Raw genomic sequence first — 15,198 nt, 5'->3', positions numbered from 1 at the left:
GAGAATAGTCCGGTTCACAGCAGTGGCGGCACCGCGGCGTCGATGAGGTGCGGGCCGGGCTCGGCGAAGGCGCGCTGGAGCTGTTCGGCGAGCTCTTCGGCCGTGGTCGCCCGGGACGCGGGCACGCCCATGCCCTCCGCGATCTTCACGAAGTCCATGTCCGGCCGGGAAAGATCGAGCAGGTCGTTCGCCTTCGGGCCGCCCGAAGCCGCGCCGACGCGCTGCAGCTCCAGCCGCAGGATCGCGTACGCGCGGTTGTTGAGCAGCACCGTCGTGACGTTCAGGTTCTCCCGGGCCTGCGTCCACAGCGCCGAAATCGTGTACAGCGCACTTCCGTCGGACTGCAGGTTCAGCACCGGCCGGTCCGGCGCCGCGACGGCCGCGCCGGTGGCCACCGGCATGCCGTAGCCGATCGCGCCGCCGGTCAGCGTGAGGACGTCGTGCCGCGGCGCGCCCGCCGTCGCCATCGGCAGCATCAGGCCGGAGGTGTTGGCCTCGTCGGCGATGATCGCGTTCTCCGGCAGCAGCGCCCCGATCACCTCGACCCAGTTCTGCGGGGTCAGCGGCCCGCTGGGCAGCGCCGGCCGCGATTCCGGCGCCAGCACGGGCTCGGTGTCCGCGGCGACCAGCTCGGCGACCTCGTTCAGCGCGCGCGTGACGTCCTGCCCGACCGACGCCAGCGTGTGCACCTGGGCGCCTTCGGGCACCAGGTCGCTGGCCTTGCCCGGGTAGGCGAAGAACGACACCGGCGCCTTCGTGCCCGCGACGACGACGTGCTTGATCCCGTCGAGCTGGTAGGCGACCTGCTCGGCGAGGTAGCCGAGCCGCTCGATCGCGGGCAGCCCGGCGCCGCGCTCCAGCCGCGCCGGGAACGTCTCGACGAACACCTTGGCGCCGGTCGCGGCGCCGATGCGGCTGGCGGCGCGCAGGCCTTCCTCGCGGCACGCGCCGCCGCCGACGAGCAGGGCCACCGGCTCACCGGTGCCGAAGACCGCGGCGACGTCCTTGACGGTCGTCGCGTCGACGGCCTGCGGCACGCGCGGCGGGATCGGCGCGCAGGTCTCGCCGCCCTCGCCCCACGAAGCGTCCGCGGGCAGGATCAGCGTGGCGACCCGGCCGGGCGCGTCCTGCGCGGCGGCGACCGCGGCGGCGGCGTCCGCACCGACGTCCTTGGTGTGCTCCGAGCGGCGCACCCAGCCTTCCAGCGAGCCCGCGACGGCCTCGATGTCCGACTCCAGGGGCGCGTCGTACTGCTTGTGGTAGGTCGCGTGGTCGCCGACGACGTTGACGACCGGCGTGTGCGCGCGCCGCGCGTTGTGCAGGTTCGCCAGGCCGTTGCCCAGGCCGGGGCCCAGGTGCAGCAGCGTCGCGGCGGGCTTGCCCGCGATCCGCGCGTACCCGTCGGCCGCGCCGGTGACGACGCCTTCGAACAGGGCGAGCACGCCCCGCATCTCGGGGACGGAGTCGAGCGCGGCGACGAAGTGCATCTCCGACGTGCCCGGGTTCGCGAAGCACACCTCGACGCCGGCGTCGACCAGCGTGCGGATCAGGGACTGGGCGCCGTTCAGCTCGCTCATGCTTTTCCTTCGGGGAAGAGAACGCCGGGGTTGAGGATCCCGGCGGGGTCGAAGCTCTGCTTGATCCGGCGCATCAGCTCGATCTTCGCCGGGTCTTCGAGTTCGGAGTGGTAGTGCGCCTTGGTGCGGCCGAGGCCGTGCTCGCCGGAGATCGCGCCGCCGAGTTCCATGGCGTAGGCGAAGACGTCGGTGAGCAGCTGCTTCCGCTTGGCGTCGTCCTTGCAGAAGATGCCGAGGTGGACGTTGCCGTCGCCGGCGTGCCCGCAGCCGAGCGCGCCGCCGCCGGCGGCCATCGCCAGTTCACGCGCCTTCGAGATGAACTGCGGCATCGCGGTGCGCGGCACGACAACGTCGATCACGTCGTCGGCGCCGGCCGCCTTCGCGGTCCAGAACGCCTTCTCCCGGGCTTCGATGAGCTTGCGGGCGGCGTTGCCTTCGAGGACGTAGACGTCGGTGGCACCCAGCTCGCTCAGCAGCTCGCCGACGGTTTCGACGTCTTCCCCGAGGCGCCCGGTCTCACGATTTTCCAGCGCCACCACGAGGTACGCCTCGCTGGTCTCGCGGATCTCGTCCGGCACACCCAGTTCGAGCTTCTCGTTGTAGACGATCGCCGCCATCGTCAGGTTGTCGATGTACTCGAGGATGTGCGGCGCAAGGCCGCTGGAGAGGACCTCCGGCACGGCGGCCATGACCTGGCCGAAGTCGCCGAAGGGGGCGAGCACGGTGGCGCCGTGGGCCAGCCGCGGGTGCAGCTTGACGGTGATCTCGGTGGCCAGCGCGAGCGTGCCCTCGGAGCCGATGATCAGCTGCGTGAGGTCGTAGCCGGTGGAAATCTTCGACGTCTTGCCGCCGGTCCGGATGATCTCGCCGGTCGGCAGCACGGCCTGCAGGCCGAGCACGTTGTTGCGGGTGACGCCGTACTTGACCGCGCGCATCCCGCCGGCGTTGGTGCCGACGTTCCCGCCGACGCTCGCGCTGAGCTCACCGGGGTAGACGGTGTAGCCGAGCCCGGCTTCGGCGGTCTTGGCGTCGAGTTCGGCGAGGGTGACGCCGGGCTGGACGACGGCGACGTGGTTCCCGGTGTCGACTTCGAGGACGGCGTTCATCCGCTCGAAGGAGATCAGCAGCCCGTCCGCCTGCGGCCGGGCCGCCCCGGACAGCCCGCTGCCGGAGCCGCGGGCCGTCACGGGGACGTTGTGTTCCGAAGCGGCTTTCAGCAGCTCCGCGACTTCTTCTGCCGTTGCCGGCTTCGCGACGTACGCAGGCTTCTGCGGTTCCGCCGTCAGCGCTTCGTCGTGCGCGTAGTCCTCCGAGATCGCCTCGCCCGTCAGCAGGTTTCCGTCCCCGACGATCTCGGCCAGGCGTGCCGCCACGTCGCCCATCGGCAGTTTCTCCTCCGCGCCGTCGCTGTGGTTACCGCAGCGTAGTACGTACCGGCGGTACGCCGCCATGAAGGATTTTCACGTTCTTGCGCGGAGGAGGTTCGCCGGTCAGTTCGCCGTGGTCAGAGCGTCCTGGAGCAGGGTCAGCGCCTGCCTCGCGACGACGTTGAACAGGCCCATGGTCGTGTCCGGCCGGGCGAACACGACCAGCAGGATCGGCCCCTGCACGGGGAAGACGCAGACGTGCCCGAGCGAACCCTGGAACATCGCGCCGCGGGCCTCGCCGAGGCCCGCCTGCCCGATGAACCTCGTGGCCAGCCCGACCGCGGCGGCGGACATGGCCGCCACGCTGTCGTCTTCGATCTCCCGGGTGTCGCTGGCCAGCAGCAGGCCGTCCCGGCTGGCCACCAGGAGCCCGGTGATGTTGGCCCGGTCGACCCGGTCGCGGATCTCGTCGAGGGCCTTGGCCGCGGCCTTGGCGTCGGGGTGGGCCTCCCGGGGTCCCTTCTGGACGGGGAAGGCCGGGGTCGCACCGAGCTTGCGCGTCGGCAGCGGCACCGGGGTGCCGGGTACTTCGGCCGGCATCCCCGTCACACGACCAGCTCGGCTTCGATGTTCTTGAGGTAGTGCCGCGCCAGCGCGAGGTTGGCCCGCTCCCGGTCCAGGACGAGGTACAGGAACAGCGCGGAGTCGTGCTTGGCCGGCTTGAGCAGGCGGATCAGGTGGTACTGGCGACCGAGCGTGATGAGGATGTCCTCGATCTCGTCGTTGAGCCGCAGCGCGGAGATCACGCGCAGCTTGGAGCGGACGACCTCGGTGTTGCCCGCGGCCGCGGTGTCGAGGTCCAGCCAGTCGCCGCCGCCCAGCGTCCCGAGGGCCATCCCGCTTTCGTAGTCGACCAGGGCGGCACCGACCGCGCCGGTGATGGAAAGCGCTTCCTTCAAGGCTGTTTCGATGTTCATGGGGCTCGTCTTCTCCCTTGTCCCGACGCCTTGACGTGCCGACCCGGTGGTCAGGTGCGATCACCCTAGAGTTGCCTGAGGCGTCAGCATATCCCCAAACGGAGCAATCAAATTGCTCCAATGGCGCTATTAGATAACGCAAAGTGCAAGTTGCAGATTTGGCTCAGACTAAATCTCTGGTGGGTGACGGGGTCGGCGGCGAAGCTTCCGGCATGACCTCGACGTACACCTTCGAAGACGGCCTTTCCGTGCACCGCCTGGGGTTCGGCGCGATGCGGCTCACCGAGTGGGACCACGTGCGCGACGGTGCCGCCGCGGTCGCGCGCCGCGCGGCCGACCTCGGCGTGACGTTCTTCGACACCGCCGACGCCTACGACCTCGGCCTGAACGAGGAGCTGCTCGCCGACGCGCTCCACCCGTACCCGGGGCTGCTCATCGCGACGAAGTGCGGGCACGCCCGCCCGAGCCGCGGCGAGTGGGTCCCGCTCGGCCGGCCCGAATACCTCCGGCAGCAGGCGGAACTTTCGTTGCGGCGCCTGCGCGTCGACCGGCTCGAGCTGCTGCAGCTGCACCGGGTCGACCCGCAAGTGCCGCTGGCCGACCAGATCGGCGCGCTCGCCCGGCTGCGCGACGAGGGCAAGGTCGCCCGGATCGGGCTGTCCGAAGTGACCGTCACGCAGCTGGCCGAGGCGCAGGCGATCGCGCCGATCGCGAGCGTCCAGAACCGCTACAACCTGACCGACCGCGCGTCCGAGGACGTCCTCGACCACTGCGAGCGCAACGGAATCGCGTTCGTCCCGTGGCTCCCGATCGCCCGCGGTGACCACGCCACGGCGGACGGCGTGCTGGGCAAGGTCGCGGCCGGCGTCGGCGCGACCCCCGCTCAGGTGTCCCTCGCCTGGCTGCTGCGCCGGTCGCCGGTGGTGATCCCGATCCCGGGGACGTCGTCGATCGCGCACCTGGAGGAAAACTGCGCCGCGGCGGAGGTCGTGCTCTCCGACGCCGATCTCGCGCAGCTGGGCTGAGCTCGGCCCGGCCGCGGAAAACCGCGGCCGGGCCGGGGGATCAGGCGCGGGCGAACGAGAGCGTTTCGCCCTCGACACCCCGCAACCACAGGTCCTGCGCGGCCGCCGCCATCTCGGCCAGGCCTTCCTCGATCGTGGCGAACACGTTGCCGGGCACCCAGCCCGCGTCGCCGTTGATCAGCAGGTTGTTGCGGCCGTAGAAGATCGCCAGGTCGGTCGCGCCCTGGTCGCTGTGCGCTTCGCTGCCTTCGTCGTAGCCGTACGCCGGATTGCCGATTTCCCAGGCCTCGAAACCGAAGTACACGACGTCGCCGGGGATCGGCGTGATCGTCGGGTTCTCCCGGCCCGGCTTGGGTTCGGCGAACGGCGGTACGAGCGTGTAGACCTCGTTGCGCGCGTACTTGGCGTGGTAGGCGGATCCGCTCTGCGGCAACGCGTCCCAGACCGCCTTGCAGGTGCGCGGTGCCTCGTCGTCCAGCAGCCGGGCCCGGCAGGAGACGCCGCGCTTGTCCAGGGTGATCGTGATGTACCGGGCCATGCTCAGCTCCCCGTGACCGAAGCGACGACGTCGCCCCAGATCCGCAGCGCGTCGTCGACCTGCTCGGCGGTGACGACCAGCGGCGGCACCATCCGGACGACGTTCATGTACGGCCCGCAGGTGAGCAGCAGCAGCCCGTTCTTCGCCGCCGCCTGCTGCGCGGCCTGCGCGGTGGCCGTGTCCGGTTCGCCGTCGGCCGTGGTGAACTCCGAGCCGACCAGCAGCCCGAGCCCGCGCACCTCGCCGATCGACGGCGTCTTGTCCGCGATCACCCGCGCGCCTTCGAGGAGCTGGCGGCCGCGCTCGGCGGCGTTCTCGACCAGGTTCTCCTGCTGGATGACCTCGAGCGTCGCGATCGCCGCGGCGCACGAAACCGCGTTGCCGCCGTACGTCCCGCCCTGCGAGCCCGGGAACGCCTTCGCCATCAGCTCCTGCGAAGCGGCGATGCCGGACAGCGGGAAGCCGCTCGCCAGGCCCTTCGCGATGAGGACGATGTCGGGGGAGACGTCGAAGTGGTCGTGGCCCCAGAACTTCCCGGTGCGGCCGAAGCCGGTCTGGATCTCGTCGACGACCAGCAGGATGCCGTGCCGGTCCGCGCGTTCGCGCAGCCCGGCCAGGAACTCGGTGTTCGCCGGGACGTACCCGCCCTCGCCGAGCACGGGCTCGACGAACATCGCGGCGGTCTCGTTCGGCGCGCTGACCGTCTGGAAGAGGTAGTCCAGCTCGCGCAGCGCGAACTTCGTCGCCGTCTGCTCGTCCCAGCCGTAGTGGTAGGCGTACGGGAACGGCGCGACGTGCACGCCGGCCATCAGCGGACCGATGCCGGCGCTGAACCGCGTCCCGGACGTCGTCATGGTGGCGGCGGCGACGGTGCGGCCGTGGAAACCGCCCTGGAAGACGATGACGTTCGGGCGTTTCGTCGCCTGCCGCGAGAGCCGCAACGCCGCTTCGACGGCTTCGCTGCCGGAGTTGGCGTAGAAGAGCGAGTCGAGCCCGCTCGGCAGGACCCCGCCGAGGCGTTCGGTCAGCTCGAGGAGCGGCTTGTGCATGACCGTCGTGTATTGGCCGTGGACGAGCTTGCCGATCTGCTCCTGCGCCGCCCGCACGACGTGGGGGTGGCAGTGCCCCGTGCTCGTGACGCCGATGCCGGCGGTGAAGTCCAGGTGCCGTTTGCCGTCGACGTCGTAGAGGTAGACCCCTTCACCGTGGTCGACCACGACGGGCGTTGCCTGCTTGAGCAGCGGAGAGAGCTGGGCCACAGCGTGCTCCTCGGTCGGTTCGAGCGGGTTGTCGATTGTTGACAATATCCATAGCATGGCCTCCGGGACAACACGTGAGGAGCAGGTCGGCATGAGCGCGAGCACCGAGACCGGCGTCGTCGAGGCGGTCGGCAAGGAACTGTTCATCGGCGGCAAGTGGGTTGCCGCGCAGGACGGGAAGACGTTCCCGGTGGTCGACCCGGCCACCGGGAAGGAGCTGTGCCACGTCGCCGACGCCTCGCCGTCGGACGGCGTCGCGGCGCTGGACGCCGCCGTCGCGGCCCAGGCCGATTTCGCGAAGATGGCGCCTCGCGAGCGCGGCGAGATCCTGCGCCGCGCCTACGAGCTGCTGATGCAGCGCCAGGAAGAACTGGCGTTGCTGATGACCCTGGAGATGGGCAAGCCGCTCGCCGAGTCGAAGGGCGAGATCGCCTACGCCGCCGAGTTCTTCCGCTGGTTCGCCGAGGAGGCCGTCCGCATCGACGGCGGCTACGCGACCGCCCCGAACGGCGCCGGCCGGTTCCTGATCACCAAGCAGCCGGTCGGGCCGACGCTGCTGATCACGCCGTGGAACTTCCCGATGGCGATGGGCACGCGCAAGATCGGCCCGGCGATCGCCGCGGGCTGCACGTCGGTGATCAAGCCGGCCGCGCAGACGCCGCTGTCGATGCTCGCGCTGGCCGGCATCCTCGCTGAGGCGGGCCTGCCCGAAGGCGTGCTGAACGTCGTGACGACCAGCGACTCCGGCGGCGTGATGGAGCCGCTGATCCGCGACGGCCGCGCCCGCAAGCTGTCCTTCACCGGCTCCACCGGCGTCGGCCGCAAGCTGCTGGAACAGTGCGCCGACAAGGTTTTGCGGACGTCGATGGAGCTGGGCGGCAACGCGCCCTTCCTGGTCTTCGACGACGCGGACATGGACGCCGCCATCGACGGCGCGATGCAGGCGAAGATGCGCAACATCGGCGAGGCGTGCACCGCGGCGAACCGGTTCTACGTGCAGCGCGGCGTCGTCGACGAGTTCGCGCGGCGCCTGACCGAGCGCATGCAGGCGCTGCCGATGGGCCGCGGCACCGAGAAGGACGTCGTGGTCGGCCCGCTGATCGACGACAAGGCCGTCGAGAAGGTGACGGAACTGGTCAAGGACGCCACCGACCGCGGTGCCCGGGTCCTCACCGGCGGCTCGGGCGTCGACGGCCCGGGGCACTTCTACCAGGCCACCGTGCTCACCGACGTCCCGCAGGAGGCGCGGCTGACGCACGAGGAGATCTTCGGGCCGGTCGCCCCGATCACGCCGTTCGACACCGAAGAAGAGGCCGTCGCGAAGGCGAACGACACCGAGTTCGGCCTGGTTTCCTACGTCTTCACCAGCGATCTCAAGCGCGCGCTGCGGGTCTCGGAAGCCCTGGAGGCCGGGATGATCGGGCTCAACCAGGGGATCGTGTCGAATCCGGCGGCGCCGTTCGGCGGGATCAAGCAGTCCGGGCTCGGCCGTGAGGGCGGGTCGGTCGGCATCGACGAGTTCCTCGAGACCAAGTACATCGCGGTGGCCCTGTGAGCGGGTACCGCATCGCGAGCATCCCGGGCGACGGGATCGGCGTGGACGTCACGGCCGAGGCCCGCAAGGTCCTCGACCGGGCGGCCGCTTTGTTCGATTTTTCCTTGGAGTGGACCGAGTTCGACTGGAGCTGCGAGCGGTACGCCCGGGTCGGCGCGATGATGCCGGAGGACGGGGTCGCGCAGCTCTCGGCGTTCGACGGCATCCTGCTCGGCGCGGTCGGTTTCCCCGGCGTCCCGGACCACGTTTCGCTGTGGGGCCTGCTGATCCCGCTGCGGCGGGCGTTCCAGCAGTACGTCAACCTGCGTCCGGTGCGGCTGCTGCCGGGGACGACGTCCGTGCTGGCCGGGCGGAAGGCCGAGGAGCTGGAGCTGGTCATCGTCCGGGAGAACTCCGAAGGGGAGTACTCGGCGGTCGGCGGGCGGCACAACGCCGGGCGGCCGGACGAGTTCGTGCTGCAGGAGTCGGTTTTCACGCGGGTCGGCGTCACGCGGATCATCCGGTACGCGTTCGAACTGGCGCGGACGCGGTCGGCGCGGGTCTGCTCGGCGACGAAGTCGAACGGGCTGATCCACTCGATGCCGTTCTGGGACGAGATCTTCGCCGAGGTCGCGGCGGAGTTCCCGGACGTACACAGTGAACAGATGCACGTGGACGCGCTGGCGGCGCGGATGGTGCAGGCGCCGGACCGGCTCGACATCGTGGTGGCGTCGAACCTCTTCGGCGACATCCTGAGCGACCTCGCGGCCGCCATCACCGGCGGCCTCGGCATGGCCCCGTCCGGAAACATCAACCCATCAGGTGAATTCCCGTCGATGTTCGAGGCGGTCCACGGGAGCGCCCCGGACATCGCGGGACAGGGGATCGCCAACCCCGTGGCGCAGGTCCTGGCGGCCGCGATGCTGGTCGAACACCTGGGCGAAACCGTTGCGGCGCAAGCGATCCGCGCCGCGGTGGACCGCGTGCTCGACGAGGGCCGGGTGCGCACGCCCGACCTCGGCGGCACGGATACCACAGAACGGCTCGGCACGGCGGTGGCCGAAGCGCTGGGCTGAGTTTTGTCGGTGCCCTCCGGCACGGTGGACCACGAGCCCACCGAGGGGGAGGAGTCACCGATGTGCTTCGAGTGCGAGAACCCGGACAGATCCGGTTACCTGGAACGGCTTCGCGGCGGCGTGGCCGACCGGGGCTGGCTGGTGCAGGGAGTGGAGAGAGAGCGGGGCCGTACCCGCCGTGGGCCTACACGATCGGCCTGAGCGGGTACGGCTTGCCGGAGCTGGTCGTCACCGGCCTGCCGATGCTCGCGGCCGGCGCCCTGCTGAACGCCCTGGCGTCCCACACCCTGCACGGCCCGCCGTTCGCGGCGGGTGACCACATCCCGTTGCGCGACGGCCCGCTGATCGAGGTCGTCTCGCTCGCCGAGCCGTCGGCCCACCTGGTCTTCGCGGCGGCGCTGTACGGCCCGCAAATCCGCGCGCTGCAACTGGTCCACGCAGACACCCAGGGCCGCTTCCCCTGGTCCCCCGACTACCGCGACGGCCGCGCCGGCCAGCCCGTCCTGGGACCCCGCCATGCGAACTGACCCCCGTGAGTTCCGCCCCCAATCACGCGAGTTCCGGCCTCAATCACGCGAGTCCCGGCCACAATCACACGAGTCCCGGTCCCCTTCACACGAGTCCCGGCCCCGGCCGAGCGTGTCGTCCGCCCAATCACGCGTGTCGACCGCCCGATCACGCGAGATGCCCGCCCAACCACGCAAGATGCCTCGCTGGGCACCCGTGTCGACCGCTCAATCACCCGTGTCGGCTCTGCGGTCACGCGTTTCCCGGCACCGGCGGAGCTTCCCCGTCCCGCAGGCTCGTGCCCGGCGCGAGCCGCTGCACCGCGTCCTCCATGTGGGCCTCCAGCAGCGTCAGCGCCGTCTCCTCGTCGCCGTCGCGCAGGGCCTGGATCAGCTTCGTGTGCTCCTCCACCCGCTCCTCGACCCGCTGGTACGTGCTCTGCAACGCCGTCAGGCACATCCGCGTCTCGATCAGCAGCGTCCGGGCCATCCGCACCAGCCGTTTGCTGCCGGAGGCGTTGATCAGCGCCTCGTGGAACTTCAGGTCCGCCGTGGAGAGCGCCGTGGGGTCGTCCTCGCTCGCCGCCGTCGCCATCTCGGTGACGGTCTGCTCGAGCACGTCCGCGATCCGGTCGCGGTCGCCGCCGCGCAGGGCGCGCAGCATGGCCGCCCGCTCGATCGCGGATCGGGCCGCGTAGATGTCGTAGACGTCGCCCGGTTCGAGGTCGATGACGAACAGCCCGCGGTGTCTTTCGCTCCGCAGCAGCCCTTCGGACACCAGGTGCTGCATGGCTTCCCGGAGCGGCCCCCGTGACACCTGGAACCGCGCGGCCAGCTCGGTCTCGCCGAGCTGGGTCCCGGGCGGGAGAGCGCCCGTCATGATCGCGTCACGCAGCTGGCGCGCGATCACGGCGGCCGTCGACTCGCGGCTCACCGGCTCGATCTCGGGCAGCATGCCCGGTGGCAGGGCCATCTCAGGCGCCCCCGTCCGGCAGGTGCCGGAAGAGCGCGCCGAGCGAGCGGACGAGCCGGTGCTGCCCGGTCAGGCGCAGGCCCTCCCAGACCGTGACCTGGTTGGCGGTCAGCACGGGCTTGCGGAGCGCGGCCTCCACGGCGTTGATCTCGCCGAGGGTGCGCATGGCGGTGTCCGGCACGAGCACCGCTTCGGCGTCCGGGTGGTCGTGGCCGACGGCGAGCTCGACGACGGCCTCCGGGGTCATCGCGCCGACCTCGGCCGCCGTGACGATGTCCGCGCTGGCCATCGAGACGACCTCGATGCCGCCGGCCTGGAGGAAGTCGGCGAACAGCCGGGCGATGTCGTCCGGGTAGCTGGCGGCGACGGCGACCCGTCGAGCGCCCAGCGCACGCGCGGCGTGCACGAACGCGAAGGAGGTGCTGGAGGCCGGGACACCGGCGACGGCGGCGAGACGGTCGGCCTGGTCGCGGGCGCCGTCCCAGCCGTAGACGAAGCTGCCGCTGGTGCAGGCCCAGATGACGGCGGCGGGCTCGTGCTTGGCGAGGAGGGCGGCACCGTCGGCGAGGCGGGCCTCGCTGCCGAGGTCGAGCAGCTCGGCCACCGCGTGCTTGTCGGTGCCGTAGATGTGCTCGACGGCCAGGCGGATGTCGCCCTCGTCGACGGCCATGCCGCCGAGCAGCTGCTCGGCCAGCGGGTAGTCGTCTTCGGCCGCGTGGTCGGGGTAGATGAAACCGATGGTGGTCACGGAACCTCCGGAGGGGACGCAAATTGTCGACAATCCTAGAGGGGAGGTCAAGGAATACCCTTCACGACACGTCACGAAGCCACCTCCCGGGTCCGACGATGGGGAGGTTCATCCGGCGCAGGCACGCCCACATCGTCAGCTGGTTGGCGGTGAGCACCGGTTTGCCGAGCGCGGCTTCCAGGGGTTCGATCAGGTCGTAGGTGGGGAGGTTGGTGCAGCTGACGAAGATCGCTTCGGCGTCGCCGTGGTCGGCGGCGAGGATGCGCTCGGCGATGGTCCGGTAGCTGACCTTCCAGATGCCGCCGCCCAGGCCGAGGTGGTCGCTGGCGACGGTCGTGACGTCCAGCTCGGCGAGGAAGTCGTGCAGGGCGCGGGTCAGGTCGGCGTCGTACGGCGTGAGCACCGAGACGCGGTGGAGGTCGAGCTGGTGCAGCACTTCGGCCAGCGCGCCCGAGGTGGTGACGGCGTCCGGCGCGCCGGCGTCGCAGATCGCCTTGGTCAGCGAGCGCTCGTAGTCGACGCCGTTGACGAAGCTGCCCGACGTGCAGAGGTAGGCGACGACCTCGGGCTCGACGTGCAGCACGTCGCGGGTCGCGCTCGCCAGGTGGTGGCTGTCGCTGACCAGGCGGGCCATCTCCATGCTGACCGGCACGGGCTCGTACGGCGTGCGGGCGAGGTGGAGGGACACCTCCATCGGCACCCAGCGCCAGAGCTCGCGCTCCAGCGCGAGGTCGAAGGGGGCGATGACCCCGATGCCGCGTTGCGCCAGCGGGCCGTCGAACGCCAGGAAGTCGAAATCCAAGGCTCAGCCTCCGGAATACGTCTGTACTTGACAGTCCGGTGCTCCGGGGGTCGTTCCTCGGATTGTTGACAATCATACGAGTCACTTTTACCGTGTCAACGTGATCGCCTCGGAACACCGGGAAGCCCCCGTCCTGGCAGTGCTCTGCGGCGAGTCCCGCCCACCGGACATGCGTGCTGTCGAATCCGGGGCGGTCGTGCGTTACACGGACGCGGCGGGTCTCGCCGAAGCGTTGTCCGGAGCGGACGCCCTCTTCGTCTACGACTTCCTGTCGACGGCCGTCCCCGGCGCGTGGCACGCGGCCGACCGGTTGCGCTGGCTGCACATCGCCAGCGCCGGGGTCGACCCCGTGCTGTTCCCCGGGCTGCGCGAAAGTGACGTCGTCCTGACGAACTCGCGGGGTGTCTTCGACGACGCCATCGCGGAGTACGTGCTGGGCGTCGTCCTCGCTTTCGCGAAGGACTTCGCGCGCTCGCACGACCTGCAGCGCGAAGGCCGCTGGCTGCACCGGGAGACCGAGCGGGTCGCCGGGCGCGAAGTGCTGGTGGTCGGCACCGGGCCGATCGGCCGGGCCATCGCGCGGCTACTGCGCGCGGCCGGCATGCGGGTGAGCGGCGCCGGCCGCCGTGAGCGCACCGGCGACCCGGACTTCGGCGTCGTGCACGAGTCCGCGCGGCTCGCCGAAATCCTGCCGCACGCCGACTACGCCGTCGCGGTCGCGCCGCTGACCGAGCACACGAAGGGCATGTTCGACGCGCGGGCGTTCGCCGCGATGAAGCCGTCGGCGCGGTTCGTCAACGTCGGCCGGGGCGAGCTCGTGGTGACGTCCGACCTGGTCGCCGCGCTCGAAAACAAGACCATCGCCGGGGCCGCGCTCGACGTCTTCGACACCGAGCCGCTGCCGGCCGAAAGCCCGCTGTGGACGCTGCCGGACGTGCTGATCTCGCCGCACATGTCCGGCGACTTCATCGGCTGGCGGAACACACTGGTCGAGGTGTTCACCGAGAACTTCCGCCGCTGGCGCGCCGGGGAGCCGCTGCGCAATGTCGTCGACAAGACGCTCGGTTACGTGCCGTCGGAGAACCAGGGGAACCAGGGAGCCGGATGAACGACAGGATGCTGACCGCCAGCGAGCTCGTCGCCGCCTACGCGACCGGCGAGCTTTCGCCGGTCGAGGCGACGCAGAACGCGTTGCAGGCCATCGAAGCCCGGGACGGCGAGTGCAACGCCTACTGCCTCGTCGACGCGGACCGGGCGCTGGAGCAGGCCAAGGCGGCCGAGGTCCGCTGGCGGGACGGCAACCCGATCGGGTGGCTCGACGGCGTGCCGGCGTCGATCAAGGACATGTTCCTCACCCAGGGCTGGCCGACCGTCCGGGGCTCGAAGAGCATCGACCCGGACCAGCCGTGGGACGTCGACAGCCCGGTCGCCGCGCGGATGCGCGAGGCCGGCCTGGTGCTGCTCGGCAAGACGACCACGCCCGAGATCGGCTGGAAGGGTGTCACCGACAGCCCGCTGTGCGGCATCACGCGCAACCCGGCCGACCCGTCGAAGACGGCGGGCGGGTCGAGCGGCGGCAGTGCCGCGGCCGTCGCGGCCGGCATGGGCGAGCTGTCGGTCGGCACCGACGGCGGTGGCTCGGTGCGGATCCCGGCGTCGTTCTGCGGCATCGTCGGGCTGAAGCCGACCCACGGCCGGATCCCGCTCTACCCGGCGAGCCCGTTCGGCCCGCTCTCGCACGCCGGCCCGATGGCACGCTCGGTCGACGACACCGCGCTGCTGCTGGACGTGCTTTCGCTGCCCGACCACCGCGACCCGGCCGCGCTGGCGCCGCCGGTGGGGTCGTTCCGGGAGGCCGTCCGGCGGGACGTGCGCGGCCTGATCGCCGCGTTCTCGCCGACGCTCGGGTACGTCGACGTCGACCCGGAGGTGGCCGCGATCGTCGCCGAGGCGGTCCGCTCGCTGGGGGACGCCGGCCTGCACGTCGAGGAGACCGACCCCGGGTTCGCCGATCCGAAGCCGGCGTTCGACGTCCTGTGGTCGTCCGGCGCGGCGAAGCTGCTGGACTCGTTCCCGCCCGGGTCCGAGCAGCGGACCGACCCCGGTCTGCGCCGGGTCTGGGAACTCGGCCGGAAGTGGACGGCGAGCGACTACCTCGACGCCACCGCCGAGCGGGCCGCGCTCGGTATCCGGATGGGCGAGTTCCACACGCGCTACGACGTGCTGATCACGCCGACCCTCCCGATCGCCGCGTTCGAGGCGGGGCACGACGTGCCGCCGGGCAGCGGGCTGAGCGAGTGGCCGGAGTGGACGCCGTTCACGTACCCGTTCAACATGACGCAGCAGCCGGCGATCAGCGTGCCGGCCGGGCGGACGTCGGCGGGGCTGCCGGTCGGCCTGCAGATCGTCGGGCCGCGGCACTCGGACGACCTGGTGCTGGCCGTCGCGAAGCTGCTGGAGGAAGTGCGGCCCTGGGCGCCCTGACCACACGTGAGGGTGAAACCCGGACCGGCGAGGGGAAAGCTGTGCCACTGTCGGCCGGGTGAACGCTCAAGGCTGGTGGTACGAACGAGCCATCCCGACCGTCGACGTCACCGGAGAGCCGACGCGGGTGGTCGTCGGCCTGATCGAACAGGGCGACAGGCTGGCCGCAGCACTGCGGGTGGACGACGGCAAGGCGGCGCTCGTCCCCCTGGAAACCGGCGGCGAGCTGCTGAAGGCGCTGCGCGAGACGCTGGAGAACTGGTGGCGCCTGGACGGCCACCGCGACCTGACGTCCGGACCGCGCGTGGGCCGGTAGAACGACCGGGGCTGGT

General features: G+C 71.0%; 16 protein-coding genes. 7 read left to right on the top strand and 9 right to left on the bottom strand.

Translation table 11 applies throughout. The features are described from left to right. Nucleotides 1-14: 14 nt before the first annotated feature. The 4 genes from ACWEF6_RS15620 to ACWEF6_RS15605 all read right to left on the bottom strand — a co-directional run bounded on the left by ACWEF6_RS15620 (nucleotide 15) and on the right by ACWEF6_RS15605 (nucleotide 3,921). Nucleotides 15-1,577, bottom strand: coding sequence for an acetolactate synthase large subunit (locus ACWEF6_RS15620; protein WP_449683538.1), 1,563 nt, complete (start codon nucleotides 1,575-1,577; stop codon nucleotides 15-17). Continuing rightward, the gene (locus ACWEF6_RS15615; RefSeq protein ID WP_449683575.1) at nucleotides 1,574-2,959 is read right to left on the bottom strand and encodes an FAD-binding oxidoreductase; all 1,386 of its coding nucleotides are present in this window, start codon (nucleotides 2,957-2,959) and stop codon (nucleotides 1,574-1,576) included. The genes ACWEF6_RS15620 and ACWEF6_RS15615 overlap by 4 nt, the downstream gene beginning before the upstream one ends. A 108-nt stretch (nucleotides 2,960-3,067) precedes the next feature. Then, nucleotides 3,068-3,544 carry a roadblock/LC7 domain-containing protein gene (locus ACWEF6_RS15610; protein ID WP_310973290.1) on the bottom strand — a complete coding sequence of 159 codons (477 nt, stop codon included), beginning with the start codon at nucleotides 3,542-3,544 and terminating at the stop codon, nucleotides 3,068-3,070. Nucleotides 3,545-3,549: 5 nt separating this feature from the next. Next, a complete protein-coding gene (locus ACWEF6_RS15605; protein WP_310973289.1) occupies nucleotides 3,550-3,921 on the bottom strand; it encodes a hypothetical protein in 372 nt (123 codons plus the stop codon). A 212-nt stretch (nucleotides 3,922-4,133) separates the two neighbouring features. Between ACWEF6_RS15605 and ACWEF6_RS15600 the strand changes: the two genes are divergently transcribed. Beyond that, entirely contained in the window at nucleotides 4,134-4,946 is an 813-nt protein-coding gene (locus ACWEF6_RS15600) for an aldo/keto reductase (protein WP_449683537.1), read from the top strand. 40 nt (nucleotides 4,947-4,986) lie between these two features. On the opposite strand, the gene ACWEF6_RS15595 is transcribed toward ACWEF6_RS15600, so the two are convergent. Both ACWEF6_RS15595 and ACWEF6_RS15590 read right to left on the bottom strand, forming a co-directional pair. Continuing rightward, complete coding sequence (locus tag ACWEF6_RS15595; RefSeq protein WP_003079597.1) at nucleotides 4,987-5,484, bottom strand: DUF3830 family protein; 498 nt, start codon at nucleotides 5,482-5,484, stop codon at nucleotides 4,987-4,989. Nucleotides 5,485-5,486: 2 nt separating this feature from the next. Then, nucleotides 5,487-6,743: an aspartate aminotransferase family protein gene (locus ACWEF6_RS15590; RefSeq protein ID WP_449678748.1), complete on the bottom strand. Its 1,257-nt coding sequence runs from the start codon at nucleotides 6,741-6,743 to the stop codon at nucleotides 5,487-5,489. Nucleotides 6,744-6,834: 91 nt separating this feature from the next. Between ACWEF6_RS15590 and ACWEF6_RS15585 the strand changes: the two genes are divergently transcribed. The 3 genes from ACWEF6_RS15585 (at nucleotide 6,835) to ACWEF6_RS15575 (ending at nucleotide 9,880) form a co-directional block, all read left to right on the top strand. Further along, on the top strand, nucleotides 6,835-8,298 hold the full coding sequence (locus ACWEF6_RS15585; RefSeq protein WP_310973283.1) for an NAD-dependent succinate-semialdehyde dehydrogenase: 1,464 nt from the start codon (nucleotides 6,835-6,837) through the stop codon (nucleotides 8,296-8,298). Next, a complete protein-coding gene (locus tag ACWEF6_RS15580; protein WP_449683536.1) occupies nucleotides 8,295-9,353 on the top strand; it encodes a tartrate dehydrogenase in 1,059 nt (352 codons plus the stop codon). The genes ACWEF6_RS15585 and ACWEF6_RS15580 overlap by 4 nt, the downstream gene beginning before the upstream one ends. A gap of 212 nt (nucleotides 9,354-9,565) precedes the next feature. Then, a complete protein-coding gene (locus tag ACWEF6_RS15575; RefSeq protein WP_449683535.1) occupies nucleotides 9,566-9,880 on the top strand; it encodes a DUF4262 domain-containing protein in 315 nt (104 codons plus the stop codon). Between the two features lie 232 nt (nucleotides 9,881-10,112). Here ACWEF6_RS15575 and ACWEF6_RS15570 read toward each other — a convergent pair whose 3' ends face one another. The 3 genes from ACWEF6_RS15570 to ACWEF6_RS15560 all read right to left on the bottom strand — a co-directional run bounded on the left by ACWEF6_RS15570 (nucleotide 10,113) and on the right by ACWEF6_RS15560 (nucleotide 12,382). Continuing rightward, complete coding sequence (locus tag ACWEF6_RS15570; RefSeq protein ID WP_310973279.1) at nucleotides 10,113-10,832, bottom strand: GntR family transcriptional regulator; 720 nt, start codon at nucleotides 10,830-10,832, stop codon at nucleotides 10,113-10,115. Between the two features lies 1 nt (nucleotide 10,833). Continuing rightward, nucleotides 10,834-11,580, bottom strand: a complete 747-nt coding sequence (locus ACWEF6_RS15565) for a maleate cis-trans isomerase family protein (protein ID WP_449683534.1) — start codon at nucleotides 11,578-11,580, stop codon at nucleotides 10,834-10,836. Between the two features lie 61 nt (nucleotides 11,581-11,641). Further along, nucleotides 11,642-12,382 (bottom strand): maleate cis-trans isomerase family protein, encoded by a 741-nt coding sequence (locus ACWEF6_RS15560; protein WP_310973276.1) that lies wholly within the window; start codon nucleotides 12,380-12,382, stop codon nucleotides 11,642-11,644. Between the two features lie 100 nt (nucleotides 12,383-12,482). Here ACWEF6_RS15560 and ACWEF6_RS15555 point away from each other — a divergent pair, with 100 nt between their 5' ends. The 3 genes from ACWEF6_RS15555 to ACWEF6_RS15545 are packed head-to-tail and all read left to right on the top strand — an operon-like array spanning nucleotide 12,483 to nucleotide 15,182. Further along, a complete protein-coding gene (locus ACWEF6_RS15555) occupies nucleotides 12,483-13,490 on the top strand; it encodes a D-2-hydroxyacid dehydrogenase (protein WP_449683533.1) in 1,008 nt (335 codons plus the stop codon). Further along, the gene (locus tag ACWEF6_RS15550) at nucleotides 13,487-14,866 is read left to right on the top strand and encodes an amidase (RefSeq protein WP_449683532.1); all 1,380 of its coding nucleotides are present in this window, start codon (nucleotides 13,487-13,489) and stop codon (nucleotides 14,864-14,866) included. The genes ACWEF6_RS15555 and ACWEF6_RS15550 overlap by 4 nt, the downstream gene beginning before the upstream one ends. Before the next feature lie 58 nt (nucleotides 14,867-14,924). Then, nucleotides 14,925-15,182, top strand: coding sequence for a hypothetical protein (locus ACWEF6_RS15545; RefSeq protein ID WP_310973271.1), 258 nt, complete (start codon nucleotides 14,925-14,927; stop codon nucleotides 15,180-15,182). Nucleotides 15,183-15,198: the final 16 nt, after the last annotated feature.

The organism is Amycolatopsis sp. NPDC004772, assembly GCF_053601215.1.
Note: the sequence above shows the minus strand (reverse complement) of the source record. Positions and strands in the feature narration are given on the sequence as shown.

Bases quoted from the DNA above. Each gene is read 5' to 3' on its own strand.
- ACWEF6_RS15620 (WP_449683538.1), bottom strand. From the start codon at position 1,577: ATGAGCGAGCTGAACGGCGCCCAGTCCCTGATCCGCACGCTGGTCGAC.
- ACWEF6_RS15615 (WP_449683575.1), bottom strand. From the start codon at position 2,959: ATGGGCGACGTGGCGGCACGCCTGGCCGAGATCGTCGGGGACGGAAAC.
- ACWEF6_RS15610 (WP_310973290.1), bottom strand. From the start codon at position 3,544: ATGCCGGCCGAAGTACCCGGCACCCCGGTGCCGCTGCCGACGCGCAAG.
- ACWEF6_RS15605 (WP_310973289.1), bottom strand. From the start codon at position 3,921: ATGAACATCGAAACAGCCTTGAAGGAAGCGCTTTCCATCACCGGCGCG.
- ACWEF6_RS15600 (WP_449683537.1), top strand. From the start codon at position 4,134: ATGACCTCGACGTACACCTTCGAAGACGGCCTTTCCGTGCACCGCCTG.
- ACWEF6_RS15595 (WP_003079597.1), bottom strand. From the start codon at position 5,484: ATGGCCCGGTACATCACGATCACCCTGGACAAGCGCGGCGTCTCCTGC.
- ACWEF6_RS15585 (WP_310973283.1), top strand. From the start codon at position 6,835: ATGAGCGCGAGCACCGAGACCGGCGTCGTCGAGGCGGTCGGCAAGGAA.
- ACWEF6_RS15570 (WP_310973279.1), bottom strand. From the start codon at position 10,832: ATGGCCCTGCCACCGGGCATGCTGCCCGAGATCGAGCCGGTGAGCCGC.
- ACWEF6_RS15550 (WP_449683532.1), top strand. From the start codon at position 13,487: ATGAACGACAGGATGCTGACCGCCAGCGAGCTCGTCGCCGCCTACGCG.